23 protein-coding genes are annotated in these 27,000 nt (G+C 71.0%); 15 read left to right on the plus strand and 8 right to left on the minus strand.

What is annotated here, in order from left to right; translation table 11 throughout:
- Nucleotides 1-6: 6 nt before the first annotated feature.
- Nucleotides 7-1,557 (minus strand): FAD-dependent oxidoreductase, encoded by a 1,551-nt coding sequence (locus tag SNA_RS10240; protein ID WP_030069155.1) that lies wholly within the window; start codon nucleotides 1,555-1,557, stop codon nucleotides 7-9.
- Nucleotides 1,558-1,629: 72 nt separating this feature from the next.
- On the opposite strand from SNA_RS10240, the gene SNA_RS10245 reads away from it, so the two are divergent.
- Together SNA_RS10245 and uvrA are read left to right on the plus strand one after the other, a co-directional pair.
- The gene (locus SNA_RS10245) at nucleotides 1,630-2,364 is read left to right on the plus strand and encodes a TetR/AcrR family transcriptional regulator (protein ID WP_030069158.1); all 735 of its coding nucleotides are present in this window, start codon (nucleotides 1,630-1,632) and stop codon (nucleotides 2,362-2,364) included.
- 264 nt (nucleotides 2,365-2,628) lie between these two features.
- Nucleotides 2,629-5,673 (plus strand): excinuclease ABC subunit UvrA, encoded by a 3,045-nt coding sequence (uvrA, locus tag SNA_RS10250; RefSeq protein ID WP_030069160.1) that lies wholly within the window; start codon nucleotides 2,629-2,631, stop codon nucleotides 5,671-5,673.
- Between the two features lie 72 nt (nucleotides 5,674-5,745).
- Here uvrA and SNA_RS10255 read toward each other — a convergent pair whose 3' ends face one another.
- Nucleotides 5,746-6,708: a carbohydrate kinase family protein gene (locus SNA_RS10255; protein ID WP_044364430.1), complete on the minus strand. Its 963-nt coding sequence runs from the start codon at nucleotides 6,706-6,708 to the stop codon at nucleotides 5,746-5,748.
- Nucleotides 6,705-7,802, minus strand: coding sequence for a LacI family DNA-binding transcriptional regulator (locus SNA_RS10260; protein ID WP_030069163.1), 1,098 nt, complete (start codon nucleotides 7,800-7,802; stop codon nucleotides 6,705-6,707). The genes SNA_RS10255 and SNA_RS10260 overlap by 4 nt, the downstream gene beginning before the upstream one ends.
- 280 nt (nucleotides 7,803-8,082) lie before the next feature.
- Here SNA_RS10260 and SNA_RS10265 point away from each other — a divergent pair, with 280 nt between their 5' ends.
- Nucleotides 8,083-8,496, plus strand: a complete 414-nt coding sequence (locus SNA_RS10265; protein ID WP_030069165.1) for a Rieske (2Fe-2S) protein — start codon at nucleotides 8,083-8,085, stop codon at nucleotides 8,494-8,496.
- Nucleotides 8,497-8,546: 50 nt separating this feature from the next.
- On the opposite strand, the gene SNA_RS10270 is transcribed toward SNA_RS10265, so the two are convergent.
- Nucleotides 8,547-9,485, minus strand: a complete 939-nt coding sequence (locus SNA_RS10270) for a hypothetical protein (RefSeq protein WP_030069166.1) — start codon at nucleotides 9,483-9,485, stop codon at nucleotides 8,547-8,549.
- A 242-nt stretch (nucleotides 9,486-9,727) separates the two neighbouring features.
- Between SNA_RS10270 and SNA_RS10275 the strand changes: the two genes are divergently transcribed.
- From SNA_RS10275 to pgi, 12 genes are all read left to right on the plus strand, one after another.
- Nucleotides 9,728-10,351 (plus strand): papain-like cysteine protease family protein, encoded by a 624-nt coding sequence (locus tag SNA_RS10275; protein WP_030069168.1) that lies wholly within the window; start codon nucleotides 9,728-9,730, stop codon nucleotides 10,349-10,351.
- 4 nt (nucleotides 10,352-10,355) lie between these two features.
- A complete protein-coding gene (locus tag SNA_RS10280; protein WP_030069170.1) occupies nucleotides 10,356-11,243 on the plus strand; it encodes a hypothetical protein in 888 nt (295 codons plus the stop codon).
- A 121-nt stretch (nucleotides 11,244-11,364) separates the two neighbouring features.
- Nucleotides 11,365-13,416: an excinuclease ABC subunit UvrC gene (gene uvrC / locus SNA_RS10285; protein WP_044364433.1), complete on the plus strand. Its 2,052-nt coding sequence runs from the start codon at nucleotides 11,365-11,367 to the stop codon at nucleotides 13,414-13,416.
- Nucleotides 13,413-14,357, plus strand: a complete 945-nt coding sequence (gene rapZ, locus SNA_RS10290; RefSeq protein ID WP_078969815.1) for an RNase adapter RapZ — start codon at nucleotides 13,413-13,415, stop codon at nucleotides 14,355-14,357. The genes uvrC and rapZ overlap by 4 nt, the downstream gene beginning before the upstream one ends.
- The gene (locus SNA_RS10295) at nucleotides 14,354-15,418 is read left to right on the plus strand and encodes a gluconeogenesis factor YvcK family protein (protein ID WP_030069177.1); all 1,065 of its coding nucleotides are present in this window, start codon (nucleotides 14,354-14,356) and stop codon (nucleotides 15,416-15,418) included. Before rapZ ends, SNA_RS10295 begins: the two co-directional genes overlap by 4 nt.
- Nucleotides 15,409-16,398 (plus strand): DNA-binding protein WhiA, encoded by a 990-nt coding sequence (gene whiA, locus SNA_RS10300; RefSeq protein ID WP_018091880.1) that lies wholly within the window; start codon nucleotides 15,409-15,411, stop codon nucleotides 16,396-16,398. Before SNA_RS10295 ends, whiA begins: the two co-directional genes overlap by 10 nt.
- Before the next feature lie 246 nt (nucleotides 16,399-16,644).
- Nucleotides 16,645-17,649, plus strand: a complete 1,005-nt coding sequence (gap, locus tag SNA_RS10305) for a type I glyceraldehyde-3-phosphate dehydrogenase (protein WP_030069182.1) — start codon at nucleotides 16,645-16,647, stop codon at nucleotides 17,647-17,649.
- 116 nt (nucleotides 17,650-17,765) lie between these two features.
- Complete coding sequence (locus SNA_RS10310) at nucleotides 17,766-18,977, plus strand: phosphoglycerate kinase (protein WP_030069184.1); 1,212 nt, start codon at nucleotides 17,766-17,768, stop codon at nucleotides 18,975-18,977.
- Between the two features lie 6 nt (nucleotides 18,978-18,983).
- A complete protein-coding gene (tpiA, locus tag SNA_RS10315; protein WP_030069185.1) occupies nucleotides 18,984-19,760 on the plus strand; it encodes a triose-phosphate isomerase in 777 nt (258 codons plus the stop codon).
- A gap of 112 nt (nucleotides 19,761-19,872) precedes the next feature.
- On the plus strand, nucleotides 19,873-20,109 hold the full coding sequence (gene secG / locus SNA_RS10320) for a preprotein translocase subunit SecG (protein ID WP_030069187.1): 237 nt from the start codon (nucleotides 19,873-19,875) through the stop codon (nucleotides 20,107-20,109).
- A gap of 156 nt (nucleotides 20,110-20,265) precedes the next feature.
- Nucleotides 20,266-20,601, plus strand: a complete 336-nt coding sequence (locus tag SNA_RS10325) for an RNA polymerase-binding protein RbpA (protein ID WP_016578660.1) — start codon at nucleotides 20,266-20,268, stop codon at nucleotides 20,599-20,601.
- 183 nt (nucleotides 20,602-20,784) lie between these two features.
- Nucleotides 20,785-22,437 carry a glucose-6-phosphate isomerase gene (gene pgi, locus SNA_RS10330; protein WP_030069191.1) on the plus strand — a complete coding sequence of 551 codons (1,653 nt, stop codon included), beginning with the start codon at nucleotides 20,785-20,787 and terminating at the stop codon, nucleotides 22,435-22,437.
- Between the two features lie 64 nt (nucleotides 22,438-22,501).
- Here pgi and pgl read toward each other — a convergent pair whose 3' ends face one another.
- From pgl to tal, 4 genes are read right to left on the minus strand one after another with little or no spacing between them, the layout of a single operon-like run.
- The gene (gene pgl, locus SNA_RS10335) at nucleotides 22,502-23,284 is read right to left on the minus strand and encodes a 6-phosphogluconolactonase (protein ID WP_044364455.1); all 783 of its coding nucleotides are present in this window, start codon (nucleotides 23,282-23,284) and stop codon (nucleotides 22,502-22,504) included.
- A complete protein-coding gene (opcA, locus tag SNA_RS10340) occupies nucleotides 23,281-24,321 on the minus strand; it encodes a glucose-6-phosphate dehydrogenase assembly protein OpcA (protein ID WP_030069196.1) in 1,041 nt (346 codons plus the stop codon). The genes pgl and opcA overlap by 4 nt, the downstream gene beginning before the upstream one ends.
- The gene (gene zwf, locus SNA_RS10345; RefSeq protein WP_030069197.1) at nucleotides 24,318-25,850 is read right to left on the minus strand and encodes a glucose-6-phosphate dehydrogenase; all 1,533 of its coding nucleotides are present in this window, start codon (nucleotides 25,848-25,850) and stop codon (nucleotides 24,318-24,320) included. The genes opcA and zwf overlap by 4 nt, the downstream gene beginning before the upstream one ends.
- 6 nt (nucleotides 25,851-25,856) lie before the next feature.
- Nucleotides 25,857-26,999 (minus strand): transaldolase, encoded by a 1,143-nt coding sequence (gene tal, locus SNA_RS10350; RefSeq protein ID WP_030069199.1) that lies wholly within the window; start codon nucleotides 26,997-26,999, stop codon nucleotides 25,857-25,859.
- Between the last annotated feature and the right edge of the window lies 1 nt (nucleotide 27,000).

Raw genomic sequence — 27,000 nt, forward strand, 5'->3', positions numbered from 1 at the left:
CCCAGGTCAGACGGCCGTCCCGTCGGGCGCCCCGAACCACCGGTGCAGCGCGGCGTCCAGCCCGTCCGGCGTCTCCCCGGTGTCGGCCGCCCAGGCGGCGGTGCCGTCCGGGCGCACCAGCAGCGCCGCCAGGCCGGGCCGGTCCGGGCAGGCGGCGGTGTGCACCGCCACCCGGCCGTCGTAGCCGTCGGCGCGTTTGCGCAGCTCGGGGTCGTCGGCGAGATCGAGCAGCAGCGCCCGCCCGCCGTGCAGGTGGTCCGCGAGCCGGGTGCCGTCGGACAGCTCCAGGTCGGGCGCGCTGCGGCCGGTCAGCGGATGGTCGCCGGGCAGGTCGTAGCGCTGCCGGACGCCGGAGATCTTCTTGACGAAGAAGGTCGTGGCGTCGGGCGTCCCGGACAGTTCGGCGATCACCTCGCGCAGCGCCTGGGCATGCGACTCCGGCCGCATCAGCGCCACTTGGGCCCGCGTCCACTCCAGCACCCAGGCGCCGATGGGGTGCCGCTCGGCGGTGTACGTGTCGAGCAGGCCCTCGGGGGCCCGGCCCTTGACCGTGGCCGCCAGCTTCCAGCCCAGGTTCATCGCATCACCCAGGCCGAGGTTGAGCCCCTGGCCGCCGAACGGGGAGTGCACATGTGCCGCATCGCCGGCCAGCAGGACACGTCCCGAGCGGTAGTCGGGCACCTGGCGGGCGTTGTCGGTGAAGCGGGTGGCCGTGTGGACCTTGGTGATCGTCACGTCCGGCACGCCGGAGACCCGGCGCAGCGAGGTCTGCAACTCCTCGGCGGTGATGGGGGCTTCGCGGTCCTTGGGCGGGCCGTCGAACTCCACGGTGAGGATCCGGCCGGGCATCGGCCCGTGGACGTACGTCCCGGTCTTCGTCCAGTTCCAGCCCGCCCCCAGGGCCTTTGAGCCGGTCATCTCCACGAGGGCCTGGTGGCCGGTGATCCCCGGATCGGTGCCGGGGAACGGGAATCCGGCGAGCCGGCGCACCGTACTGCGGCCGCCGTCGCAGCCCACCAGCCAGCCGGTGCGCAGCGATCCCCGGGAGGTGTGGACGTCGACGCCCTCGTCGTCGGCGTCGAGGCCGGTCACGGTCACCCCGCGGCGCAGGGAGACGCCGAGTTCGGCGGCGCGGGCGGCGAGCACCCGTTCCAGGGCCTCCTGGGGGATGAGGCCGAGTTCGGCGGCCGGGCCGCTGGTGCCGAAGTCCGGGTCCGACTCGTCCAGGAGGTCGCCGCGGAGCATGATGCCCGCGAAGTGCCCGGCGAACCTCGGCGCCGCCTTGATGCCCGAGGCGCCGGCGGCCTGCCGCTGCCGCATGAACGAGCTGAACCGCTCCGCGGCGGCGCGCTGCACCTCCATCAGGGCGGGCAGCATCCCGCGCCGGTAAAGGGCCTCCGCGCTGGGGGAGTTGATCGCTCCCGCCTTGATCGTCGTGTCCACCTCGGCCAGCCGCTCCAGGACGACGACCGTTACGTCTGCCAGGGCGAGTTCGCAGGCGAGCATCAGCCCCACCGGGCCGCCCCCTGCCACTACTACGTCTGCGTCATGACTCATGTGCGGAACTATAGTCACTAAAAATTTGTGGCGAGTAAAAATTAATGCCCGGAGGTGCCTAAGATCCCGGGTATGGCGAAAAGGGAGCGCACAGGCCGCGAGGAGACCGGGTCGGCGGAGGAGGCCGGGTATGCGGCGGGGGCGGGGCATGCGGAGGACGACGGACGGCTGACGCTGCGCGAGCGCAAGAAGCTGCGGACCCGGCAGCGGATCTCCGGCGAGGCCACGCTGCTCTTCATGGAGCGCGGCTTCGACAACGTCACGGTCGCCGAGGTCGCCCGCGCCGCCGAGGTGTCCACGATGACCGTCTTCAACTACTTCCCGCGGAAGGAAGATCTCTTCCTCGACCGGATCCCCGAGGGGCACGAGCTGATCACCCGGGCCGTACGGGACCGCGGGGCGGACGAGACGCCGCTGGCCGCGCTGCGCCGGCTGACCCTGGAGCTGCTGGCGCAGGGGCATCCGCTGGGCGGGGTGGGGGAGGGGTTCGAGCACTTCTGGCGTACGGTGCTGGACTCGCCGGCGCTGCGGGCGCGGGCGCGCGAGGCGGTCGAGGAGATCGAGCACACGCTGGCCGGGCTGCTGGCCGAGGCCGCGGGCGAAGAGGCGGGGCGCCCCGGTCGCGGCTCCCGGCTGGCCGCGGCGCTGATCATCGCCGGGATCCGGGCGGCCCATGTCGAGGCCGCGGGCCGGCAGCTCGCGGGCGACCCGGCGGGTGAGGTGGCGGCGGGGCAGGAGGAGGTCCTGCGGCGGACCTTCGACGCGCTGGAGCGGGCGCTGCCGGACGGGGGGCTGGGCGGGAGCTGACGGGGACCCGGGTGGCGTCATCGCTGGTCGGCGGGGGTGGGAAGGTTTCGGGGCCGCCACACGTTTGGGTGAACTGGGCTTGCGCATGCCGTAAATCGAATGCACGTGCTATACGCTCGTTATGGCATCACAAAGACAGTGCCGCGGCGGTCCCCATACCCTGGGGCGGGGGCTCCGCTCCGCGCCAGCCGCCTCTGCTCCATCACCGTGCGGCGGACGCAGAGCCGCGGCTTCCGCCCCTCTCCAAGAAAGGTGCCGACCGGCGTGGCCGACCGTCTCATCGTCCGTGGCGCTCGCGAGCACAACCTCCGCAACGTCTCGCTCGACCTCCCCCGCGACTCCCTGATCGTCTTCACGGGGCTCTCCGGGTCGGGCAAGTCCTCGCTCGCCTTCGACACGATCTTCGCCGAGGGGCAGCGGCGCTATGTCGAGTCGCTCTCCTCCTACGCCCGGCAGTTCCTCGGGCAGATGGACAAGCCCGATGTGGACTTCATCGAGGGGCTGTCCCCGGCCGTCTCGATCGACCAGAAGTCGACGTCCCGCAACCCCCGCTCCACCGTCGGCACCATCACCGAGGTCTACGACTACCTCCGCCTGCTGTTCGCCCGGATCGGCAGACCTCACTGCCCCGAGTGCCGGCGGCCCATCGCCCGGCAGTCGCCGCAGGCCATTGTCGACAAGGTGCTGGAGCTGCCGGAGGGCAGCCGCTTCCAGGTGCTCTCCCCGCTGGCGCGCGAGCGCAAGGGCGAGTTCGTCGACCTCTTCTCCGACCTCCAGACCAAGGGCTACAGCCGGGCCCGCGTGGACGGCGAGACCATCCAGCTCTCCGAGCCGCCCAAGCTGAAGAAGCAGGAGAAGCACACCATCGAGGTGGTCGTCGACCGCCTTACCGTCAAGGAGAGCGCCAAGCGCCGGCTGACCGACTCCGTCGAGACCGCCCTGGGTCTGTCCGGCGGCATGGTCATCCTCGACTTCGTCGACCTCGATCCGGACGACCCGCAGCGCGAGCGGATGTACTCCGAGCATCTGTACTGCGCCTACGACGACCTCTCCTTCGAAGAGCTCGAACCGCGCTCCTTCTCCTTCAACTCCCCCTTCGGCGCCTGCCCCGACTGCACCGGCATCGGCACGCGGATGGAGGTGGACCCCGAGCTGATCATCCCCGACGAGGAGCGCTCGCTGGACGAGGGTGCCATCCACCCCTGGTCCGGCGGACACACCAAGGAATACTTCGGCCGCCTGGTCGACGCCCTGGCCGACGCCCTCGGATTCCGTACGGACATCCCCTGGGCCGGCCTTCCCGCCCGCGCCAAGAAGGCCCTGCTGCACGGCCACAAGACCCGTATCGAGGTGCGCTACCGCAACCGCTACGGGCGTCAGCGGGCCTATACCACGCCCTTCGAGGGCGCGGTGCCGTTCGTCAAGCGGCGCCACAGCGAGGCCGAGAGCGACAGCAGCCGGGAGCGCTTCGAGGGCTATATGCGCGAGGTGCCCTGCCCCACCTGCGAAGGCACCCGACTCAAGCCGATAGTGCTCGCCGTCACGGTCCAGGAGCGCTCCATCGCCGACGTCGCCGCCATGTCGATCAGCGACTGCGCCGACTTCCTGCGGCAGCTCACGCTCAACGCCCGCGAGAAGAAGATCGCCGAGCGGGTCCTCAAGGAGGTCAACGAACGGCTGAGGTTCCTGGTCGACGTCGGCCTGGACTACCTCTCGCTGAACCGCGCGGCCGGCACCCTCTCCGGCGGCGAGGCCCAGCGCATCCGGCTCGCCACCCAGATCGGCTCCGGCCTGGTGGGCGTGCTCTACGTCCTGGACGAGCCCTCCATCGGCCTGCACCAGCGCGACAACCACCGGCTGATCGAGACCCTGGTACGGCTGCGCGACCTCGGCAACACCCTGATCGTGGTCGAGCACGACGAGGACACCATCAAGACCTCCGACTGGGTCGTCGACATCGGCCCCGGCGCGGGCGAGCACGGCGGCAAGGTCGTGCACAGCGGCCCGTTGAAGCAGCTGCTGACCAACAAGGAGTCGATCACCGGGCAGTACCTGTCCGGCAAGCGCGCCATCGCCACGCCCGACGTCCGCCGGCCCGCCGACCCGGCCCGCCGGCTGACGGTGCACGGCGCGAAGGAGAACAACCTCCAGGACATCGACGTCTCCTTCCCGCTCGGTGTGCTGACCGCCGTCACCGGCGTCTCCGGCTCCGGCAAGTCGACGCTGGTCAACGACATCCTCTACACCCACCTGGCGCGCGAGCTGAACGGCGCCAAGTCGGTCCCCGGGCGGCACACCCGCGTCGACGGCGACGACCTCGTCGACAAGGTCGTCCATGTCGACCAGTCGCCCATCGGCCGTACGCCGCGCTCCAACCCGGCGACCTACACCGGCGTCTTCGACCACGTCCGCAAGCTGTTCGCGGAGACGATGGAGGCCAAGGTCCGCGGCTATCTGCCGGGGCGCTTCTCCTTCAACGTCAAGGGCGGCCGCTGCGAGAACTGCTCCGGCGACGGCACCATCAAGATCGAAATGAACTTCCTGCCGGATGTGTACGTCCCGTGCGAGGTCTGCCACGGTGCGCGCTACAACCGCGAGACGCTGGAGGTCCACTACAAGGGCAAGTCCATCGCCGAGGTCCTGGACATGCCCATCGAGGAGGCGCTGGACTTCTTCGAGGCGGTGCCCACCATCTCCCGGCATCTGAGGACGCTGCACGAGGTCGGCCTCGGCTATGTCCGCCTCGGCCAGTCCGCGCCGACCCTCTCCGGCGGTGAGGCCCAGCGGGTGAAGCTGGCCAGCGAGCTCCAGAAGCGTTCGACGGGCCGTACGGTCTACGTCCTGGACGAGCCGACCACCGGTCTGCACTTCGAGGACATCAGCAAGCTGATCACCGTGCTGTCCGGGCTGGTCGACAAGGGCAACTCCGTGATCGTCATCGAGCACAACCTCGATGTGATCAAGACCGCCGACTGGGTCATCGACATGGGTCCCGAGGGCGGCAGCGGCGGCGGACTGGTCGTCGCCGAGGGCAGCCCGGAGCAGATCGCCTCGGTCCCCGCCAGCCACACCGGCAAGTTCCTGCGGGAGATCCTCGGCGACCGGGTCAGCGATGCCGCGACCTCGGGGACGCCGCCGAAGAGGGCGGCCACGAAGAAGGCGACCGCGAAGAAGGCGGTGGCCAAGGCGAATTCGACCGAGGTCGACGCGGCCAAGGCCACCACGACCAAGGTCACCGCCGCCAAGACGGCCGCCGCGAAGAAGGCGGCGGCCAAGAAGGCGGCGGCGAAGGCCCGTCGGCTCACCTGAGGCCGAGCGGGGGAGGTACGGCCGGCAGCGGCCGTACCTCCCCCGGCCCGAGGCCGCCGCCCTCGCCGCGCCTCAGTCGAGTTCCGTCGCATACGGCGGCTGCGCGCCCGCGCGGGAGCAGGTGACGGCGGCGGCGCGGGCGGCGAAGCCGAGGATGTCGCGCCAGTCGTCGGGGCCGAGCGCGGCGACGGCCTCGCGGGAGAGGGCGTCATGGGCGTCCAGCCGGTGCAGCAGCGCGGCATTGACGGTGTCGCCCGCACCGATCGTGTCGACCACCTCGACCCGCTGCCCCGGCACGCTCACCTCCCCGCCGCCCGGCGTCAGCACCGTGAGCCCCTCGCCGCCCCGGGTGAGCACGATCGCCGCGGGCCCGGCGTCCAGCCACTCCCGGGCCGCGACGGCAACGGCGTTCCGGCACCCGTCCGCTCCGTCCGCCGCCCCCGCCAGCCACCCGGCGTCCTCCTCCGACAGCTTCAGCAGGGCCACGGACGGCAGCCAGGAACGAAAGCGCGCCCGGTAGGCGTCGGCGTCCGGGATCAGTCCGGGCCGGACATTGGGGTCGAGCGCGGTGAACACGCCGCGTGCGGCCTCGCGCCGCAGCAGGTCCTCGTAGGCGCTCGCACCCGGCTCCAGGACCAGCGAACAGGTCCCCAGCGAGAGGGCGCGCACCCCGTCGGGCAGCGCGGGCGGCAGGGCGAAGAGGCGGTCGGCCGTGCCCTCCACATAGAAGCCGTAGCCGGCCGAGCCGTCCGCTCCGATGTCCGCCACCGCGAGCGTGGTCGGCTCCTCGCCGCGCTGCACCAGCGCGAGGTCCACCCCGCCGGCCCGCAGCCCGTCCAGCAGCGCCTCGCCGAAGGCGTCGGCCGAAACCCGCGAGCAGAAGGCGGTGGGCGAACCCAGCCGCCCCAGGGCGACCGCCGTGTTGTAGGGACCGCCGCCGCGCCGGGGGAGCAGCGCGGGCAACTGGCCGTTCACGCAAGGGGCTTGGGGGCTGGGGACGAGGTCGATCAGCGCCTCGCCGGCGACGACGATCACGGGGTGCGGTTCCTTTCCTCGGCGGCCGGGGAGGCGGCCGCGGCGGTGGGCGGGACGGTGCGGGGCAGGGGCGCCGGGGCGGGCTCGGGACAGCCGCACGACGTGCGGTGCCGCACTGTGCACGGCAGCCGGACCGTACGGGGCGCCCGGTCCGGCTCCTCCAGGCGTTCCAGCAGCAGGCGCACGGCCGTGGCCCCGATCTCCCTGCTGGGCTGGGCGACCGCGGTCAGCCGGGGCGTGAACAGATCGGCCCAGGAGAAGTCGTCGAAGCAGGCCAGCGCGAGATCGCGGGGAACCTCCAGGCCACGCTCGCGCAGTGCCCGCAGGGCGCCGATGGTCATGGCGTTGTTGGCGGTGACGATCGCGGTGGGCGGCGCGGGCGCGGCGAGCAGCCGCCCGGTGGCGTCGCGGGCGCCGTCCGCCGCGGAGTTGCCGCCCGCCACCAGTTCCGGGACGAACGGCAGCCCCCGGGCGCGCAGCCCCTCGCGATAGCCCTGGAGGCGTTCGGTGGTCGTACTCAGGCCGGGCAGTCCGGCCACCAGGCCGATCCGGCTGTGCCCCAACGCCGCCAGATGCTCGACCAGATGCCGCATCGGCCCGGTGTTCTCGGCGCACACCTGGTCATGGCGTGCCCCCTCCGGCGCCGGGCCGACGAGCCGGTCCAGGAAGACGGCGGGCACCGTGCGGCGGGCCAGATAGCCGACCATCTTCGCGGGCTCCGCGGACGGTGCGACGATCACGCCGTCCACCCGCCGCTCGTGCAGCAGCTGGACGACCGTGCGCTCATGGCGCGGATCGTCGTGCGGATCGGCGATCAGCAGGCCGTAGCCGGCTTCCAGGGCGCTCGCCTCGACGCCCTGGAGGATCTCGGTGAAGTACGGGTTGCTGATCGCGGAGACCGCTAGGCCGATGGAGCGGGTACGGGCGGTGACCAGCGAGCGGGCGAGGGTGTTGGGGGTGTAGCCCAGCTCGTCGACGGCGCCGAGCACCGCGGCGCGGGTGTCCGGGCGCACCGGGCGGGTCGCGTTGAGCACATGCGAGACCGTGGCCACGGAGACACCCGCCCGCCGCGCAACGTCCACCATCGTCGTCATCCGCCTCATCCTCCCCGGGGTCCCGGCCCCGCGACGCCCCTCACAGTACGAGCCCGAGAGCCCGACGTAAACGCTTGCGCAAGCGTTTACGCACCGCGCCCGCGCAAGGCGTCTGCGTGCACACCCCGCTGCGGAGGTGACCGAGCGCGAGCCGCCGCCGGGGCGAGGCCGGGGACCGGCCCCGGAGCGGAAGAACCTGCCCCGGTATCGTCGGGGGCCGTCGGCCGGTGGCTCCGTGTCTCTCCGGCCCCCCGCCTCCCTGACCCCTCCTGGAGCAGCCATGAGCCAGTCCCCCGACCGCCGGACCGTACTGCGGGGCGCCGCGCTCGCCGGTGCCGCCGGCTTCGGGCTGACGGCCTGCTCGCCGGGGGACTCCGGCAGCCACGCCTCGGCGGTGCCCGACAAGCCGGTCGAGCTGGGGCCCGCCGCCGACGTCCCGGTCGGCGGCGCCAAGCTCTACCGCGAGGACCGGCTCGTCGTCTCGCAGCCCGCCAAGGGCGAATTCCGGTGCTTCGGCGCCATGTGCACCCACCGCGGCTGCGTCCTGGCCGAGGTCGAGAAGAAGGAGGGCACCTGCTCCTGCCACGGCAGCCGCTTCGACGTCACCACCGGCCAGGTCCTCCAGGGCCCGGCGGCCGAGCCGTTGCCGAAGGTGCCGGTCAAAACCAAGGACGGCAAGCTGATCGCGGGCTGACGCGCCACGGCCGCCGCCCGCGGTCCCGAGCCGGGCCCCGTGGCCGGGCCCTATCCCCAGTCCCAGTCGATCCCCAGTATCCCGGGCCGCACGTTCTGCTCCACCAGATGGACGGCCCGGTGCGTACCGCTGAGCGTCAGCTCCTGGCGGCCGCTGCGCGGGGCGCCCGCCGAGACCTGGGCGAAGCGGCGGCAGCGCACCGGCAGCGCCGCCTCGTCGAAGCGCACCTGAAGGACGTAGTGGCCGCCCGCGAAGCTGAAGCCGCGTACGTACTCGGTGCTGGGGCCGCCGCTGCCGTCCTCGAAGGCGTACCCGAAGACATGGGTGTCGCCGGCCCGCAGCCGGGCGTCGAAGAGCAGCTCGGCGACCACCACCCCGCTCTCCGCGTCCCCGCGGACCCGGCCCAGCCGGCAGTTCTCCGCCGCCCGGACCCGCACCCGGGACGGCGCACAGCCCGTATCGCCCCGGTGGATGGCGACATAGCGGTCCACGCCGTCCCGGTGGGCGCGGACGACCTGATGCGAGGTACGGGCGCTGAGCTCGCGGCGCGGCCCGATCAGGACCCGTTCGTGATGGCCCAGGGTGTGCACGCCGCCGTCCGCCGGGGTCTCCAGCTCGGCGAACAGCTGCTGGAGCGCGCCGGCCGGTGCGACCAGGGAGCGGTACGAGCGCGCGGCGGGGCGTTCGGCCTCGAGGCGGGCGCCGCCCTCGGGGACCAGGAGGCGCAGCAGCGAGTGCGCGGGCAGCTCCAGGACCTCCTCCAGGGCGCGCACCGCCCGGAGCGATTCGGGCCGCTGCGGCCGCCGGGCGCCCTGCTGCCAGTAGCTCAGGCTGGTCACGCCGACCTTGATGCCGCGCTGGGCGAGCTTGTGCTGGACGCGGGTGAGCGCGAGGCCGCGGGCGGTGAGCGCGCAGCGCAGGGCGAGATGGAACGGTCCGGTCCGCAGCAGGTGCGCCAGCTCGGCCGACTCGGGAGTGTTCTGTGCCATTGCCTCGATCCTCCGGCGCGCGGGTGAAAGTTCACAACCGGCTTGCACGCCGCATGCTCTTACTGCCTGTTCACTGCAGTACGCCGGACCCCGGCCGTTCACATCCGGGCCCGTCCGTCCACACCCCCATGTCACCTCGCATTGAAGCGTGTTGACCTGCGTGCGACAACACCCGATGCTCCACATCAGCATCCGGATGCGCTCCTCTCACTCCCTCACCCCCCTCATCAGGGAGGAACGCCATGACCCGTGCTCCCCACGCACGTCGTGCGCGCCGTAGACGGCTGTCGGCAGCAGCGCTCACCGTCACTGCACTCACGGCGCTCACCACGCTTCCAGGGGCGACCGCCTCGGCTGCCACGCCCCCAGCGCACGCTGTCGCGGCCGCCGCCAACCGGCTCGACATAACGATGCAGGCCCAGCAGAAGTCCAACTGGTGCTGGGCCGGCTCCGGCAACACCATCGCGTCCTGGTACGGCAGGAACTACAGCCAGAACCAGTTCTGCAACGCCGCCTTCGGGCGCCAGCAGGGCACCACCTGCCCCAACAACCAGGCGACGCTCGGCAATGTGCAGAACGCCCTCGACTGGATGGGCATCGCTCCCGGCTCCTATGTGACCGGCTATCTGCGCTACGGCACCGTGCAGAACGAGATCAACGCCAACCGGCCCATCGAGACGCGCATCGAGTGGTCCTCCGGCGGCGGTCATATGCATGTCCTCTACGGCTTCGACACCGACCGGAACTGGGTCTACTGGGGCGACCCGTGGGCCTCCAACAGCCGCTACAACTGGGGTGACTACGACTACTACGTGAACGGCAGCTCCTTCTCCTGGACGCACTCCCTCTACCGGATAGGAGCCTGAGGCCATGCCGAAGCGCACCGTGCGCACCACCCTGCGCGCCGCCGCCACCGGGGCGTTCGTTCTCGCCCTGACCGGCCTGGCCCCGTACGCCTCCGAGGCGGCCGAGGCCCCGGTGGCTCCCCAGGCCCCGACCCGTGCGGGCCTCGCCGCCGCCCACGACGCGGCAACCGCCCCCGCCACCCTGGACACGCTCGCCCGGTTCTTCGCCGCCGAGCCCGGGGCGGCCCGGGAGTCCGGAGCGGCCCGCCGCCCCGGTGGCGCCGCCCCGAAGGGGGCCCCGCACATCGAGGGCGCCGCCGTCCCGGTGTACGTCCTGTCCCCGGACTTCGTCCGCGGCCGGGCCGGTGCCCCCGTCGCCCGGCTGGAGTTCCTCGCCAGCAAGGCGGTCGCCGCCGACGGCCGGACGGCCTCGGTGTGGACGGTGCGGCGGGGTGCCGCCTGGAAGGTCGTCAACATCGCCGGCGGGGACGACGAGACCCGTTACGCAAAGGCCGTGGGCGCCGGGACGGTCTTCCACGAGCCGCAGATCGACGCCTGGTACGTGCAGCGCGGCGAGCGCATCGAGCCCTTGGACGCGCACGCCAGGAAGGCGGTCGGCACCCGCGGCACCACCCTCGCCGCCTATCGGGAGCGGGTGACGAAGGCGTACGGCGACAAGCTCCCCGGATCCGCGTACGACAAGCGCGGCGAGGCCGGGGGGTACGGGCCCGGGTCCGCGGCCCCGAAGGACGCGCCTGCGCCGGCGGCCCCGGGCAAGGAGGCCGCCGTGGCCGAGGCGCCCGGGGGCGACAGCATCCCGGTGACGGCCGCCTCCGCCGTCGCGGGCGCCGCCGCCCTCCTCGCGCTCGGCCTCTGCGGCACGGCCGCGATACGGAGACGGCGCAGCGGCTGACGGGGGACGGGGGCGGGGGTGGGGCCGGGTCCGCGGCCTCACCCCCGCCCCCGGCCCGTCCTCCCCGCCCCGCTCGCTCGGCCCGCCGTGATTGTCGGTGGCGGTCAGTAGGGTGGTGGGCATGGCAGACCCCAGCAGCTACCGACCCAAGCCGGGACAGATCCCCGACTCGCCGGGGGTCTATAGGTTCCGCGACGAGCACGGCCGGGTCATCTACGTCGGCAAGGCGAAAAGCCTGCGCCAGCGCCTGGCGAACTACTTCCAGGACCTGGCGGGGCTCCATCCGCGCACGCGCACGATGGTCACCACCGCCGCCTCCGTGGAGTGGACGGTGGTCTCCACGGAGGTCGAGGCGCTCCAGCTGGAATACAGCTGGATCAAGGAGTTCGACCCGCGATTCAACGTCAAGTACCGGGACGACAAGAGCTATCCGTATCTGGCGGTGACGCTCAACGAGGAGTTTCCGCGGGTCCAGGTGATGCGCGGCGCCAAGAAGAAGGGCGTGCGCTATTTCGGTCCGTACGGGCACGCCTGGGCGATCCGCGAGACCGTCGACCTGATGCTGCGGGTCTTCCCGGTGCGTACGTGCTCCGCGGGCGTCTTCAAGCGTTCCGCCCAGATCGGCCGCCCCTGTCTGCTCGGTTACATCGGCAAGTGCTCGGCGCCCTGCGTGGGCCGCATTCCGGCCGAGGACCATCGCGAACTGGCCGAGGAGTTCTGCGACTTCATGGCCGGCCGTACGGGTGCCTACATCCGTCGCCTGGAGCGGCAGATGCAGGACGCGGCGGAGGAGATGGAGTACGAGCGCGCGGCCCGGCTGCGCGACGACATAGGCGCGCTCCGGCGGGCGATGGAGAAGAGCGCGGTGGTCCTGGCCGATGCCACCGACGCGGATCTGATCGCCGTGGCCGAGGACGAACTCGAAGCCGCCGTGCAGATCTTCCACGTCCGCGGCGGCCGGGTGCGCGGCCAGCGGGGCTGGGTCACGGACAAGGTGGAGGCCGTCTCCACCGCCGGTCTGGTCGAGCACGCCCTCCAGCAGCTCTACGGGGAGGAGCGGGGCGACGCCGTCCCCAAGGAGGTCCTGGTCCCGGCGCTGCCGGAGCCCGTCGAGCCGGTCCAGCAGTGGCTCGCCGAGCGCCGTGGCTCGCAGGTCTCGCTGCGGATTCCGCAGCGCGGCGACAAGAAGGACCTGATGGCGACGGTGGAGCGCAACGCCCAGCAGGCGCTGGCCCTGCACAAGACCAAGCGCGCCTCGGATCTGACGACCCGCTCCCGCGCCCTGGAGGAGATCGCCCGCGCCCTGGACCTGGAGACCGTGCCGCTGCGTATCGAGTGCTTCGACATCTCCCACCTCCAGGGCGAGGACGTCGTCGCCTCGATGGTGGTCTTCGAGGACGGTCTCGCCCGGAAGAGCGAATACCGCCGTTTCCAGATCAAGACCTTCGAGGGCCAGGACGATGTCCGGTCCATGCACGAGGTCATCGGCCGCCGCTTCAAGCGCTATCTCCAGGAGAAGCAGCGGTCGGGGGAGTGGACGGAGGAGCCGGCCGGCGAGGCCCCCGTGGAGGACGACGGGGTGCCGGACGCCATGGCGGGGCGGCCCACGGACGACGACGGCCGGCCGAAGCGCTTTGCCTATCCGCCGCAGCTGGTGGTCGTCGACGGCGGTGCCCCCCAGGTGGCCGCCGCCCGCCGGGCGCTGGACGAGCTGGGCATCGACGATGTCGCCGTCTGCGGGCTGGCCAAGCGCCTGGAGGAGGTCTGGCTGCCCGAGGAGGACGATCCGGTGGTCCTGCCGCGGACGAGCGAGGGTCTCTACCTCCTCCAGCGGGTGCGTGACGAGGCCCACCGCTTCGCCCTCACCTACCAGCGCAGCAAGCGCACCAAGCGGCTGAGGTCCTCGCCGCTGGATGCCGTCGCGGGCCTGGGGGAGAGCCGCCGCCAGGCGCTGCTGAAGCATTTCGGTTCGGTCAAGAGGCTGCGGGCCGCCACTGTCGAGGAGATCTGCGAGGTGTCGGGCATCGGCCGGAAGACGGCCGAGTCCGTCGCGGCGGCGCTGGCGGGGGCGGCGCCGTCCGCCCCGGCGGTGAACACCGCCACAGGAGAGATCATTGAGGATGACGGGGTCCCCTCGGCCGCGTTGTCAGCAGAACGGGGGCAGGACCGATGAGCACAGAGCATGCCGCACAGGAAACCGACAGAGACGGGGCACAGGTGAGTACGGGCACGACCGACCAGGGCGAGGGCGCCGCGATCCCCGAGCTGGTGATCATCTCCGGCATGTCGGGGGCCGGCCGCAGTACGGCCGCCAAGTGCCTGGAGGACCTCGGCTGGTTCGTCGTCGACAACATCCCGCCCGAGCTGATCCCGCCGATGGTCGAGCTGGGGGCCCGGTCCCAGGGCAATGTCGCCAAGATCGCCGTGGTGGTCGATGTCCGCGGGCGCCGCTTCTTCGCCAATCTGAAGGAGTCCCTGGCCACCCTGGACGCGCAGAACGTCAAGCGCCGGATCGTTTTTCTGGAGTCCTCGGACGACGCCCTGGTGCGCCGTTTCGAGTCGGTGCGCCGTCCGCATCCGCTCCAGGGCGACGGCCGGATCGTCGACGGCATCGCCGCCGAGCGGGATCTGCTGCGCGAGCTGCGCGGCGACGCCGACCTGGTGATCGACACCTCCAGCCTGAACGTCCATGAGCTGCGCGCCAAGCTGGACGCCCAGTTCGCCGGCGAGGAGGTGCCCGAGCTGCGGGCCACGGTCATGTCCTTCGGCTTCAAGTACGGCCTGCCGGTGGACGCCGATATGGTCATCGACTGCCGTTTCATCCCCAATCCGCACTGGGTCCCGGAGCTGCGCCCCTTCACGGGCCTGAACGACGAGGTCTCGCAGTACGTCTTCAGCCAGCCCGGTTCCAAGGAGTTCCTGGACGGCTACGCCGAGCTGCTGCGCATCGTCGCGGAGGGCTACCGCCGCGAGGGCAAGCGCTATGTGACCATCGCGGTCGGCTGTACGGGCGGTAAGCACCGCAGCGTGGCGATGTCGGAGAAGCTCGCCCGCCGTCTGGTGACCGAAGGCGTCGAAACGGTTGTCGTCCACCGGGACATGGGGCGCGAATGACCGGCCGTACGCCGCGGCTGCGCCGGGTCCGCAGATTCGTTCCCGGAGGCCGTACGACGAAGAAGGGCGCCACCCCCAAGGTGGTGGCGCTCGGCGGAGGCATGGGGCTGTCCGCCTCGCTGGCGGCGCTGCGCCGGATCACCGGCGATCTGACGGCCGTGGTCACGGTCGCCGACGACGGGGGCTCCAGCGGCCGGCTCCGTGACGAGCTGGGCGTGCTGCCGCCGGGCGATCTGCGCAAGGCGCTGGCCGCGCTGTGCGGCGACGACGACTGGGGCCAGACCTGGGCCCGGGTGATCCAGCACCGCTTCCAGTCGGAGGGCGAGCTGCACGACCATGCGGTGGGCAATCTGCTGATCGTCGCCCTGTGGGAACAGCTGGGCGACCATGTCCAGGCGCTCGACCTGGTCGGCAGGCTGCTCGGCGCGCACGGCCGGGTGCTGCCCATGTCCGCGGTGCCGCTGGAGCTCCAGGCACAGGTCAGGGGCCATGACGCGGCCCGTCCGGACGTGGTCACCACGGTGCGCGGCCAGGCGACGGTCGCGCTCACCCCGGGCGAGGTGCTGTCGGTCCATGTGGTGCCCGAGGATCCGCCGGCGGTGCCGGAGGTGGTCGCCGCGGTGCGCGACGCCGACTGGGTGGTGCTGGGCCCCGGCTCGTGGTTCTCGTCCGTCATTCCGCATCTGCTGGTGCCCGAGCTGCGCGAAGCGCTGGAGGAGACCAAGGCCCGGAAGGTCCTTTCGCTCAACCTTGCGCCCCAGCCGGGCGAAACCGATGGCTTCTCACCGCAGCGTCATTTGGAGGTTTTGGCCCGACACGCCCCTAAACTCGCCTTCGACGTGGTGCTGGCCGACAAGGCCGCCGTGCCCGACATCGAAGGTCTGACGGTTGCCGCCAAGCAACTGGTGGGCAGCGAGGTCGAGCTGGCTGCGGTCGCCGCCCAAGGAGACGACGCCCGGCCAGGTGCCGGGCCGGCCCCCGACCGGCACGACCCGGAGCTGCTGGCAGCCGCGTACGACCGTATTTTTCGGATGCATGGAAGGATCGGCCCATGGCGATGACGGCTGCGGTGAAGGATGAAATCTCCCGGCTCCCCGTCACCCGGACCTGCTGCCGGAAGTCGGAGGTCTCGTCGATCCTGCGGTTCGCGGGTGGTCTGCACCTGGTCAGCGGCCGCATTGTGATCGAGGCGGAGCTGGACACGGGCATCGCCGCCCGGCGGCTGCGCAAGGACATCCTGGAGATCTTCGGGCACAGCTCCGACCTGGTGGTGATGGCCCCGGGCGGGCTGCGCCGCGGCAGCCGCTATGTCGTACGGGTGGTCGCCGGCGGCGATCAGCTGGCGCGGCAGACGGGTCTGGTCGACGGCCGCGGCCGGCCGATCCGCGGGCTGCCACCACAGGTGGTCTCCGGCGCGACATGTGACGCCGAGGCGGCCTGGCGCGGCGCGTTCCTGGCCCACGGCTCGCTGACCGAGCCCGGCCGTTCGTCCTCGCTGGAGGTCACCTGCCCCGGTCCCGAGGCGGCCCTCGCGCTGGTCGGCGCGGCCCGCCGGCTGGGCATCGGCGCCAAGGCCCGCGAAGTGCGCGGCGTGGACCGCGTCGTCGTCCGTGACGGTGACGCGATCGGCGCGCTGCTGACGCGGCTCGGTGCGCACGAGTCGGTGCTCGCGTGGGAGGAGCGGCGGATGCGCCGCGAGGTCCGCGCCACCGCCAACCGCCTCGCCAACTTCGACGACGCCAATCTGCGCCGCTCGGCGCGCGCCGCGGTCGCCGCGGGCGCCCGGGTGCAGCGGGCCCTGGAGATCCTGGGCGAGGAGGTCCCCGAGCACCTCGCCGCGGCCGGCCGGCTGCGCATGGAGCACAAGCAGGCGTCCCTGGAGGAGCTGGGCGCCCTGGCCGATCCGCCGCTGACCAAGGACGCGGTCGCCGGCCGGATCCGCCGCCTGCTGGCGATGGCCGACAAGCGCGCACAGGACCTGGGTATTCCGGGCACGGAGTCCAACCTCACCGAGGAGCTCGCCGAGGGCATGGTCGGCTGACCGCCCGCGCGCCGCGTACGCACCTCGTATCCCCCTCGTATCACCCCGTCACATCCACATCGCCCCCGGTCGGGGGCGGTGTGATCAGCCGCGGAAAGAGCAGGCCGCGGTGCTCGTTTGAGGGGCTGGAAGCGCTTTTGTCAATGTCACGTACGTCTCCTTTAGGGGGTAGGGTCGGAGGCGGTCGGGGACATCCCATACAGCTCGCCGGTGACTGCGCCGGCGTACCAACGAGGAGATCGGTTCGTGACGATCCGCGTAGGCATCAACGGATTCGGCCGCATTGGTCGTAACTACTTCCGCGCGCTCCTGGAGCAGGGTGCGGACATCGAGATCGTCGGTGTCAACGACCTGACCGACAACGCCACCCTGGTCCACCTGCTCAAGTACGACACCATCCTGGGCCGTCTCAAGCAGGACGTCAGCCACACCGACGACACCATCACGGTCGGCGGCCAGACCTTCAAGACGATGGCCGAGCGCGACCCGGCGCAGCTCCCCTGGGGCGAGCTCGGCGCCGACATCGTCATCGAGTCGACCGGCATCTTCACCAAGAAGGCCGACGCCGAGAAGCACATCCAGGCCGGTGCCAAGAAGGTCCTGATCTCCGCGCCCGCCAAGGACGAGGACATCACGATCGTGATGGGCGTCAACCAGGACAAGTACGACGCGGCCAACCACCACGTCATCTCCAACGCCTCGTGCACCACCAACTGTGTGGCGCCGATGGCGAAGGTGCTCGACGAGAGCTTCGGCATCGTCAAGGGCCTGATGACCACGGTCCACGCGTACACCAACGACCAGCGCATCCTGGACTTCCCGCACAAGGACCTGCGCCGCGCCCGCGCCGCCGCGGAGAACATCATCCCGACCTCGACGGGCGCCGCCAAGGCCACCGCCCTGGTCCTGCCGCAGCTCAAGGGCAAGCTCGACGGCATCGCGATGCGCGTGCCGGTCCCCACCGGCTCGGTCACCGACCTGGTCCTGGAGCTCGACCGCGAGGTCAGCAAGGACGAGATCAACGCCGCCTTCCAGAAGGCCGCCGAGGGCCAGCTCAAGGGCATTCTCGAGTACACCGAGGACCCGATCGTCTCCTCGGACATCGTGAACTTCCCGGCCTCCTGCACCTTCGACTCCTCCCTGACGATGGCGCAGGGCAAGCAGGTCAAGGTCGTCGGCTGGTACGACAACGAGTGGGGCTACTCCAACCGTCTGGTGGACCTGACCGTCTTCGTCGGCGGCCAGCTCTGACCGGTGTCTGACCACTAAGTCACCGCAGATGTAAGGACGGGGCTCGTACGACGCGATGAAGCGTCGTACGGGCCCCGTGCTATGACTGACTTTCCGAACAGAGTCACGGAGTCACCATGAAGACGATCGACGACCTCGCCACCGAAGGCGTCGCAGGCAAGCGGATCTTCGTCCGCGCCGACCTGAACGTGCCGCTGGACGGCACCACGATCACCGACGACGGCCGTATCCGCGCCGTCCAGCCGACGATCGCCAAGCTCGCCGCGCTCGGCGCCAAGGTGATCGTCGCCTCGCACCTGGGCCGTCCCAAGGGCGCCCCGGACCCGGCCTTCTCGCTCGCCCCCGCCGCCAGGCGCCTGGGCGAACTCCTCGGACAGGACGTGGCGTTCGCCACCGACACGGTCGGCGAGTCCGCGCAGGCCGTGGTCGCGTCCCTGGCCGACGGCCAGGTGGCCGTGCTGGAGAACCTCCGCTTCAACGCGGGCGAGACCAGCAAGGACGACGCCGAGCGTGGGGCCTTCGCCGACCAGCTCGCCGCCCTGGCGGAGCTTTACGTGGGTGACGGCTTCGGCGCCGTGCACCGCAAGCACGCCTCGGTCTACGACCTGCCCAAGCGCCTTCCGCACGCCGCCGGCGGTCTGATCGCCACCGAGGTCGGCGTGCTGAAGAAGCTCACCGAGGACGTCAAGCGCCCGTACGTGGTCGTGCTCGGCGGCGCCAAGGTCTCCGACAAGCTCGCGGTCATCGACCAGCTGCTGGAGAAGGCCGACCGCATCCTCGTCGGCGGCGGCATGGCGTACACCTTCCTCAAGGCCAAGGGCCACGAGGTGGGCATCTCGCTGCTCCAGGAAGACCAGGTTCCGGTCTGCCTGAGGTACCTGGCGGAGGCCGAGAAGCGCGGTGTGGAGTTCGTTCTGCCCGTCGACGTCCTGGTTTCGCCCGAATTCCCGGACCTGAAGGGCAAGACGCCCGCCAACCCCACCACCGTCGCCTCGGACGCCATCCCCGCCGACCAGGAGGGCCTGGACATCGGCCCCAAGACCCGCGAGCTGTACGCTGCGAAGCTCGCCGACGCGGGCACGGTCTTCTGGAACGGCCCGATGGGCGTCTTCGAGCACCCCGACTTCGCGAACGGCACCAAGGCCGTCGCGCAGGGGCTGCTGGACTCGCCGGCCTTCACCGTCGTCGGCGGCGGCGACAGCGCTGCCGCGGTCCGGCTGCTCGGCTTCGACGAGAATGCTTTCGGCCACATCTCGACCGGCGGCGGCGCCAGCCTCGAATACCTCGAGGGCAAGACGCTCCCCGGCCTCGCCGCTCTGGAGGACTGAACAACCGTGACGGACCGCACTCCGCTGATGGCGGGCAACTGGAAGATGAACCTCAACCACCTTGAGGCCATCGCCCATGTCCAGAAGCTCGCCTTCGCCCTCAACGACAAGGACTTCGACGCCGTAGAGGTCGCCGTCCTGCCGCCCTTCACCGATCTGCGCTCCGTGCAGACCCTGGTCGACGGCGACAAGCTCAAGATCAAGTACGGCGCCCAGGACGTCTCGGCGCACGACTCCGGCGCCTACACCGGTGAGATCTCCGGTGCGATGCTCGCCAAGCTGAAGTGCACGTATGTGGCCATCGGTCACAGCGAGCGCCGCCAGTACCACGGCGAGGGCGAAGAGATCTGCAACGCCAAGGTCAAGGCCGCCTTCAAGCACGGCCTGACCCCGATCCTGTGCGTCGGCGAGGGCCTGGACGTCCGCAAGGCGGGCAACCAGGTCGCGCACACCCTTGCGCAGGTCGACGGCGGCCTCAAGGACGTCCCGGCCGAGCAGGCCGAGACGATCGTGATCGCCTACGAGCCGGTCTGGGCCATCGGCACCGGCGAGGTCGCCACCCCCGAGGACGCGCAGGAGGTCTGCGGTGCCATCCGCGGCCGCCTCGCCGAGCTCTACAGCCAGGAGCTGGCCGACAAGGTCCGCATCCAGTACGGCGGCTCGGTCAAGTCCGGCAACGTCGCGGCGATCATGGCGCAGCCGGACGTCGACGGCGCGCTGATCGGCGGCGCGGCGCTGGACGCGGACGAATTCGTCAAGATCGTCCGCTTCCGCGACCAGTAGCAGCTATGACGACGGGCCCGGCCCGTCGTACCCTGTCGGGGCCGGGTCCGGTGTTCACTGCGCCGTCCGGCCCCGCACCATTTTCAACCAGTCCCAGAGAGTTGGTCCAGCCGTGGTCATCGGGTTCTCGATCGCCCTCATCCTCTTCAGCATGCTGCTGATGATGCTGGTGCTCATGCACAAGGGAAAGGGTGGCGGCCTGTCCGACATGTTCGGTGGCGGCATGCAGTCCTCGGTGGGCGGCTCCTCGGTCGCCGAGCGCAACCTGGACCGCATCACCATTGTGGTCGGTCTGCTGTGGTTCGCGTGCATCGTGGTCCTCGGCGTCCTGATGAAGCTCGGCAACTGACATCCCGTCGAAGGCGCGGCCTATCATTGGGGGCGGCGTCCTGGGCGGGGTGTAACTCCTGTCACTGGACGCGCGTTGGGCCTTTCATAGACTGGAGCGCCCGCAGCGCAGCTGCTGTTCATGCTTTGCGGCACCATCACGCAGGGAGTTACGACCGTGGCAAGTGGCAACGCGATCCGAGGAAGTCGGGTCGGGGCGGGGCCGATGGGGGAGGCCGAGCGCGGCGAGTCCGCGCCGCGCATCCGCATCTCCTTCTGGTGCTCCAACGGGCACGAGACGCAGCCCAGCTTCGCCGGCGACGCACAGGTCCCGGACACCTGGGACTGCCCGCGCTGTGGTTTTCCGGCCGGCAAGGACCGGGACAGCCCGCCGGACCCGCCGCGCACCGAGCCGTACAAGACCCACCTCGCCTACGTCCGGGAGCGCCGCAGCGACGCCGACGGTGAGGCGATCCTCGCGGAGGCGCTGGCCAAGCTCCGCGGCGAGATCTGACACACCGGCAGCCGTAGCACCGGCCCGGCCGGAGGGACGACCCCTCCGGCCGGGCCGCCGTGCGTTTACGCGCCCGTCAGCCCGCCGTCCCCCGCAGGACGGATGCCTCCTACCGAGCCCTGATCAATTAGGTTGGGTTCCGGCGGGGTGCCGGTATCGAGACGAAGAAGGCTGATGTCCGAGATGAACGCAGAAAGCCGCAGCAGGCTCGACCAGATGCCTGAGTGGACCGCGTTGAACAAGCACCGCGAGCAGCTGGGGGAGGTGCACCTGCGCGAGCTGTTCGACCGCGATCCGGGCCGCGCCGGGCGCTACACCCTCCAGGTCGGCGATCTGTTCCTGGACTACTCCAAGCACCTGGTCACCGATGAGACGCTGCGGCTGCTGGGCGAACTGGCCGAGGCGACCGGCGTCGCCCGGCTGCGCGACGCGATGTTCCGCGGCGAGAAGATCAACGTCACCGAGGGCCGCGCCGTCCTGCACACCGCGCTGCGCGCGCCCGGCTCCGCCGTCATCGAGGTCGACCGGGAGAACGTGGTCCCGGCCGTGCACGCCGTGCTCACGAAGATGGCGACCTTCGCCGAGCGGGTCCGCTCCGGCGCCTGGAAGGGCCACACGGGCAAGCGCATCAAGACCGTCGTCAACATCGGCATCGGCGGTTCGGACCTGGGCCCGGCGATGGCGTACGAGGCGCTGCGCGCCTACACCCACCGGGACATGCAGTTCCGCTTCGTGTCCAACGTGGACGGCGCCGATCTGCACGAGGCCGTACGGGATCTGGACCCGGCCGAGACGCTGTTCGTCATCGCTTCCAAGACGTTCACCACCATCGAGACGATCACCAACGCGACCTCGGCGCGCGACTGGCTGCTGACCGGCCTCAGGGCTGGCGAAGAAGCCGTGGCCAAGCACTTCGTCGCGCTGTCGACCAACGCCGAGAAGGTGGCGGAGTTCGGCATCGACACGACCAATATGTTCGAGTTCTGGGACTGGGTCGGCGGCCGTTACTCCTACGACTCCGCCATCGGCCTCTCGTTGATGATCGCGATCGGCCCGGAGCACTTCCGCGAGATGCTGGCCGGTTTCCATCTCGTCGACGAGCACTTCCGCACGGCCCCGCCGCAGGAGAACGCCCCGCTGCTGCTGGGCCTGTTGGGCATCTGGTACGGCAACTTCTGGGATGCTCAGTCGCATGCGGTGCTGCCGTACAGTCACTACCTCTCCCGGTTCACCGCGTACTTGCAGCAGCTGGACATGGAGTCCAACGGCAAGTCCGTGGACCGCGAGGGCAATCCGGTCGGCTGGCAGACCGGCCCGGTCGTCTGGGGTACGCCCGGTACGAACGGCCAGCACGCCTACTACCAGCTGCTGCACCAGGGCACCAAGATGATCCCGGCCGATTTCCTCGGCTTCGCGGAGCCGGTCGCCGACCTCCGGCCGGGCCTGGTCGCCCAGCACGATCTGCTGATGGCCAACCTCTTCGCCCAGACCCAGGCGCTGGCCTTCGGCAAGACGCCCGAGGAGGTACGCGCCGAGGGCGTGGCCGAGGACCTGGTCCCGCACAAGACCTTCCGCGGCAACCACCCCACCACCACGATCCTGGCGACCGAGCTCAGCCCGTCCGTGCTGGGCCAGCTGATCGCGCTCTATGAGCACAAGGTGTTCGTCCAGGGCGCGGTGTGGAACATCGACTCCTTCGACCAGTGGGGCGTCGAACTGGGCAAGGTCCTGGCCAAGCGGGTCGAACCGGCGCTGACGGAAGGGGCCGAGGTGCCGGGGCTGGATGCGTCGACGGCCGGTCTGGTCGCCAAGTACCGGGCGCTGCGGGGGCGTTGAGCACATGACCGAGGGCTCCCGTACCGGGAAGGTACGGGAGCCCTCGTCGTGTGATGCGGTGTGCTCAGGCCGAAGCCGGCGGATACAGATCCCGCGGCAGCTGGGCCGCGGCCGCCTCGTCCAGGAGCCACAGGGTGCGGCTGCGGCCGCGGGCACCCGCGGCCGGTGCCTGGACCTCGCCCGCGCCCGACAGGGCGATGGCGGCGGCATTGGCCTTGTCCTCGCCGGCCGCCAGCAGCCACACCTCCCGGGCCGCGCGGATCGCCGGCAGGGTCAGCGAGACGCGGGTGGGCGGCGGCTTGGGCGCGCCGTGCACGCCGACGACCGTGCGCTCCTGCTCGTAGACGCCGGGCAGCTCCGGGAAGAGCGAGGCGACATGGGTGTCCGGGCCGACGCCCAGCAGCAGGACGTCGAAGGACGGCACCGCGGCGTGGTCCTCGGGACCGGCCGCGGCGGCCAGTTCGAGGGCGTACTCCTCGGCCGCCGCGTCCGCGTCGTTGCCGAAGCGGCCACCGGCCGGCTCCATCGGGTGCACCCGCGCCGGGTCCAGCGGCACGCTGTCCAGCAGCGCCTCGCGCGCCTGGGTGTGGTTGCGCTCCGGGTCACCCTCGGGCAGGAAGCGCTCATCGCCCCACCACAGGTCCAGCCGGTGCCAGTCCACCGCGTCGCGCGCGGGTGACTCGGCGAGGGCGGCGAGCAGGCCGTTGCCGTTGCGGCCGCCGGTCAGGACGACCGAGGCGGAGCCGCGGGCGGCCTGGGCATCGACGATCTTGGTGATCAGCCGGGCCGCCGCGGCCTTGGCCATCAGCTCCTTGTCGCGGTGGACGACGACCTGCGGAGCGCTCACTTGGCGGCCGCCTTCTTGCCCGGCGCCTTCTTCGCCGCGGGCTTGGCCGGGGCCTCGTCCGGAGCCACGTCCGGGGCCACGGACGGCTCAGGCGCGGCGGGCCGTGCGCCGTCCTCGGCGAGCTTGTCCACGCCGTACTTGAGCGCGGCGGCGTAGATGTCGTCCGGGTCGAGCCGGCGCAGCTCCTCGGCGAGCAGCTCGGAGGTCTCCCGCCGCTTGAGCGCCACCGCCCGGTCGGGCTGGCCGCGCATGGAGAGCGTGGCCAGCGAACCGTCGGGGCGGTCCAGCACGATCGTGCCGCCGCTGGACTCCAGCCGTACGGCGGTCAGCCCGGGGCCGGCCGACACCTTGCGGGTGACCGGGACGTTCAGCCGGCCGGCGAGCCACATGGCCAGCAGCTCACAGCTGGGGTTGAACTCCTCGCCCTCGACCTCGGCCGAGGTGACCGTGCACGGCGCCTGGTCCAGCGCCGCCGCGAGCATCGAGCGCCAGGGGGTGATGCGGGTCCAGGACAGATCGGTGTCGCCGGGGGTGTAGGTCGCGGCGCGTCCGGACAGCTCCTGGACGGGCTGCTCGGCGGCGTAGGCGTCGGTGACCCTGCGCTGCGCCAGCGCGCCCAGCGGGTCCTTGGCCGGGTCCAGCGGGGCGTTGACCGCCCACCAGACCACCACCGGGGCGTCCGGCAACAGCAGCGGCAGCACCACGGACTGGGCGTGGTCGATGGCCTCGCCGTACAGCCGCAGCACCACCGTCTCGCCGGTGCCCGCGTCCGTGCCGACCCGGACCTCGGCGTCCAGGCGGGCCTTGGCGCGGTCGCGCGGCGACCGGCTGACCCGCTTGATGACGACGAGGGTGCGCGAGGGGTGCTCGCGGGATGCCTCGTTGGCCGCCTTGAGGGCGTCGTAGGCGTTCTCCTCGTCGGTGACGATGACGAGGGTGAGCACCATGCCGATGGCCGGGGTGCCCACCGCGCGACGGCCCTCCACCAGCGCCTTGTTGATTTTGCTGGCCGTGGTTTCCGTCAGATCTATTTTCATGGCCGACGCCAGCTCCGTCCGTCTCGTGCGAGCATTTCGTCCGCCTCGGCCGGGCCCCAGGTGCCCGCCGGGTACTGCGCGGGCCTGCCGTTCCGGTCCCAGTACTCCTCGATGGGGTCGAGGATCCGCCAGGACTGCTCGACCTCCTCCAGCCGCGGGAAGAGGTTGGCGTCGCCCAGCAGGACGTCCAGGATCAGCCGCTCGTACGCCTCGGGGCTGGACTCGGTGAAGGACTCGCCGTACGCGAAGTCCATCGACACGTCCCGGACCTCCATCGAGGTGCCGGGCACCTTGGAGCCGAAGCGGACCGTGACGCCCTCGTCCGGCTGGACGCGGATGACCAGCGCGTTCTGGCCCAGCTCCTCCGTCGCCGTGTGGTCGAAGGGGGAGTGCGGGGCGCGCTGGAAGACCACCGCGATCTCGGTGACCCGGCGGCCCAGCCGCTTGCCGGTGCGCAGGTAGAACGGGACGCCCGCCCAGCGGCGGTTGTCGACCTGGAGCTTGATGGCGGCGTAGGTGTCGGTCTTCGACTTGGCGTCGATGCCGTCTTCCTGGAGATAGCCGACGGCCTTCTCGCCGCCCTGCCAGCCCTCGGTGTACTGCGCGCGGACGGTCTCCCGGCCGAGGTCCTTGGGCAGCCGTACGGCGCCGAGCACCTTGGTCTTCTCGGCGACCAGCGCGTCCGCGTCGAAGGAGGAGGGCTCCTCCATGGCGGTCAGCGCGAGCAGCTGGAGGAGGTGGTTCTGGATGACGTCACGGGCGGCGCCGATGCCGTCGTAGTAGCCGGCCCGTCCGCCGATGCCGATGTCCTCGGCCATGGTGATCTGGACATGGTCGACGAACGAGCGGTTCCACAGCGGCTCGAACATCGTGTTGGCGAAGCGCAGCGCCAGGATGTTCTGGACCGTCTCCTTGCCCAGGTAGTGGTCGATCCGGAAGACCTCGTGGGGCGGGAAGACCTCGTGGACGATGCGGTTGAGCTCCTGGGCGCTTTCGAGGTTGTGCCCGAAGGGCTTCTCGATGACCGCGCGGCGCCAGGAGTCCTCCTTCTGATCCGCCAGTCCGTGCTTCTTGAGCTGCTGGACGACCTTGGGGAAGAACTTCGGCGGTACGGAGAGGTAGAAGGCGAAGTTGCCGCCGGTCCCCTGGGCCTTGTCCAGCTCTTCTATCGTCGTCTTGAGCGTGTCGAAGGCGTCGTCGTCGTCGAAGTTGCCCTGCACGAAGCGGCAGCCCTGGACCAGCTGCTGCCAGACCTCCTCGCGGAACGGCGTCCGCGAGTGCTGCTTGACCGCCTCGTAGACCTCCTGCGCGAAGTCCTCGTGCTCCCACTCGCGGCGGGCGAAGCCGATGAGCGAGAAGCCCGGCGGCAGCAGACCGCGGTTGGCCAGGTCGTAGACCGCAGGCATCAGCTTTTTACGGGACAAATCGCCCGTGACGCCGAAGATGACCAGGCCCGACGGCCCCGCGATACGCGGGAGCCGTCGGTCCAGTGCGTCACGAAGCGGGTTGGCTCCGTGGGATGCAGTCAAGGGAGATCAGCCCTCCGAGGGAGCGAGGCGCTTGAGCTCCGCCTCCGTGGACTTGAGGAGGTCGTTCCAGGCCGTCTCGAACTTGTCGACGCCCTCGTCCTCCAGGAGCTGGACGACCTCGTCGTAGGAGATCCCCAGCTTGGCCACCGCGTCGAGCTCGGCGCGGGCCGCCTGGTAGGTGCCGCGCACCGTGTCGCCCGTGATCTGTCCGCGGGCGGCGGTGGCCACCAGGGTGGCCTCCGGCATGGTGTTGACGGTGCCCGGGGCCACCAGCTCGTCGACGTACAGCGTGTCCTTGAAGGCCGGGTCCTTGACGCCGGTCGAGGCCCACAGCGGACGCTGCTTGTTGGCACCGGCCTTGTCCAGCGCGGCCCAGCGGTCCGAGGACTGCGTCGAGTTGTCGGCAGAGCCGAACACCGCCTCGAACGCCTCGTACGCCAGGCGGGCGTTGGCCAGCGCGGCCTTGCCCTTGAGCGCCTTGGCCTCGTCCGTGCCGATGACCTCCAGGCGCTTGTCGATCTCGGTGTCCACGCGGGAGACGAAGAACGAGGCGACCGAACGGATCAGGGACAGGTCCAGGCCCGCGGCCTTGGCCTTCTCCAGGCCCGCGAGGTAGGCGTCCATCACCTCGCGGTAGCGCTCCAGCGAGAAGATCAGCGTGACGTTGACGCTGATGCCCAGGCCGATCACCTCGGTGATGGCCGGCAGACCCGCCTTGGTGGCCGGGATCTTGATCAGGGTGTTGGGGCGGTCCACCAGCCACGCCAGCTGCTTGGCCTCGGCGATGGTCGCCGCGGTGTTGTGGGCCAGGCGCGGGTCGACCTCGATGGAGACCCGGCCGTCCTGGCCACCGGTGGCGTCGAAGACCGGCCGCAGGATGTCGGCGGCGTCGCGCACGTCCGCCGTGGTGATCATGCGGATGGCTTCCTCGACGGTGACCTTGCGGGCCGCGAGGTCGGCGACCTGCTGGTCGTAGCCGTGGCCGTCCGAGATCGCCTTCTGGAAGATCGACGGGTTGGTGGTGACACCGACGACGTGCTGCTGGTCGATCAGCTCGGCGAGATTGCCGGACGTGATGCGCTGGCGCGACAGGTCGTCCAGCCAGATCGCGACGCCTTCATCGGAGAGGCGCTTGAGTGCGTCTGTCATG

Source organism: Streptomyces natalensis ATCC 27448, assembly GCF_000935125.1.
GTDB classification, from domain to species: domain Bacteria; phylum Actinomycetota; class Actinomycetes; order Streptomycetales; family Streptomycetaceae; genus Streptomyces; species Streptomyces natalensis.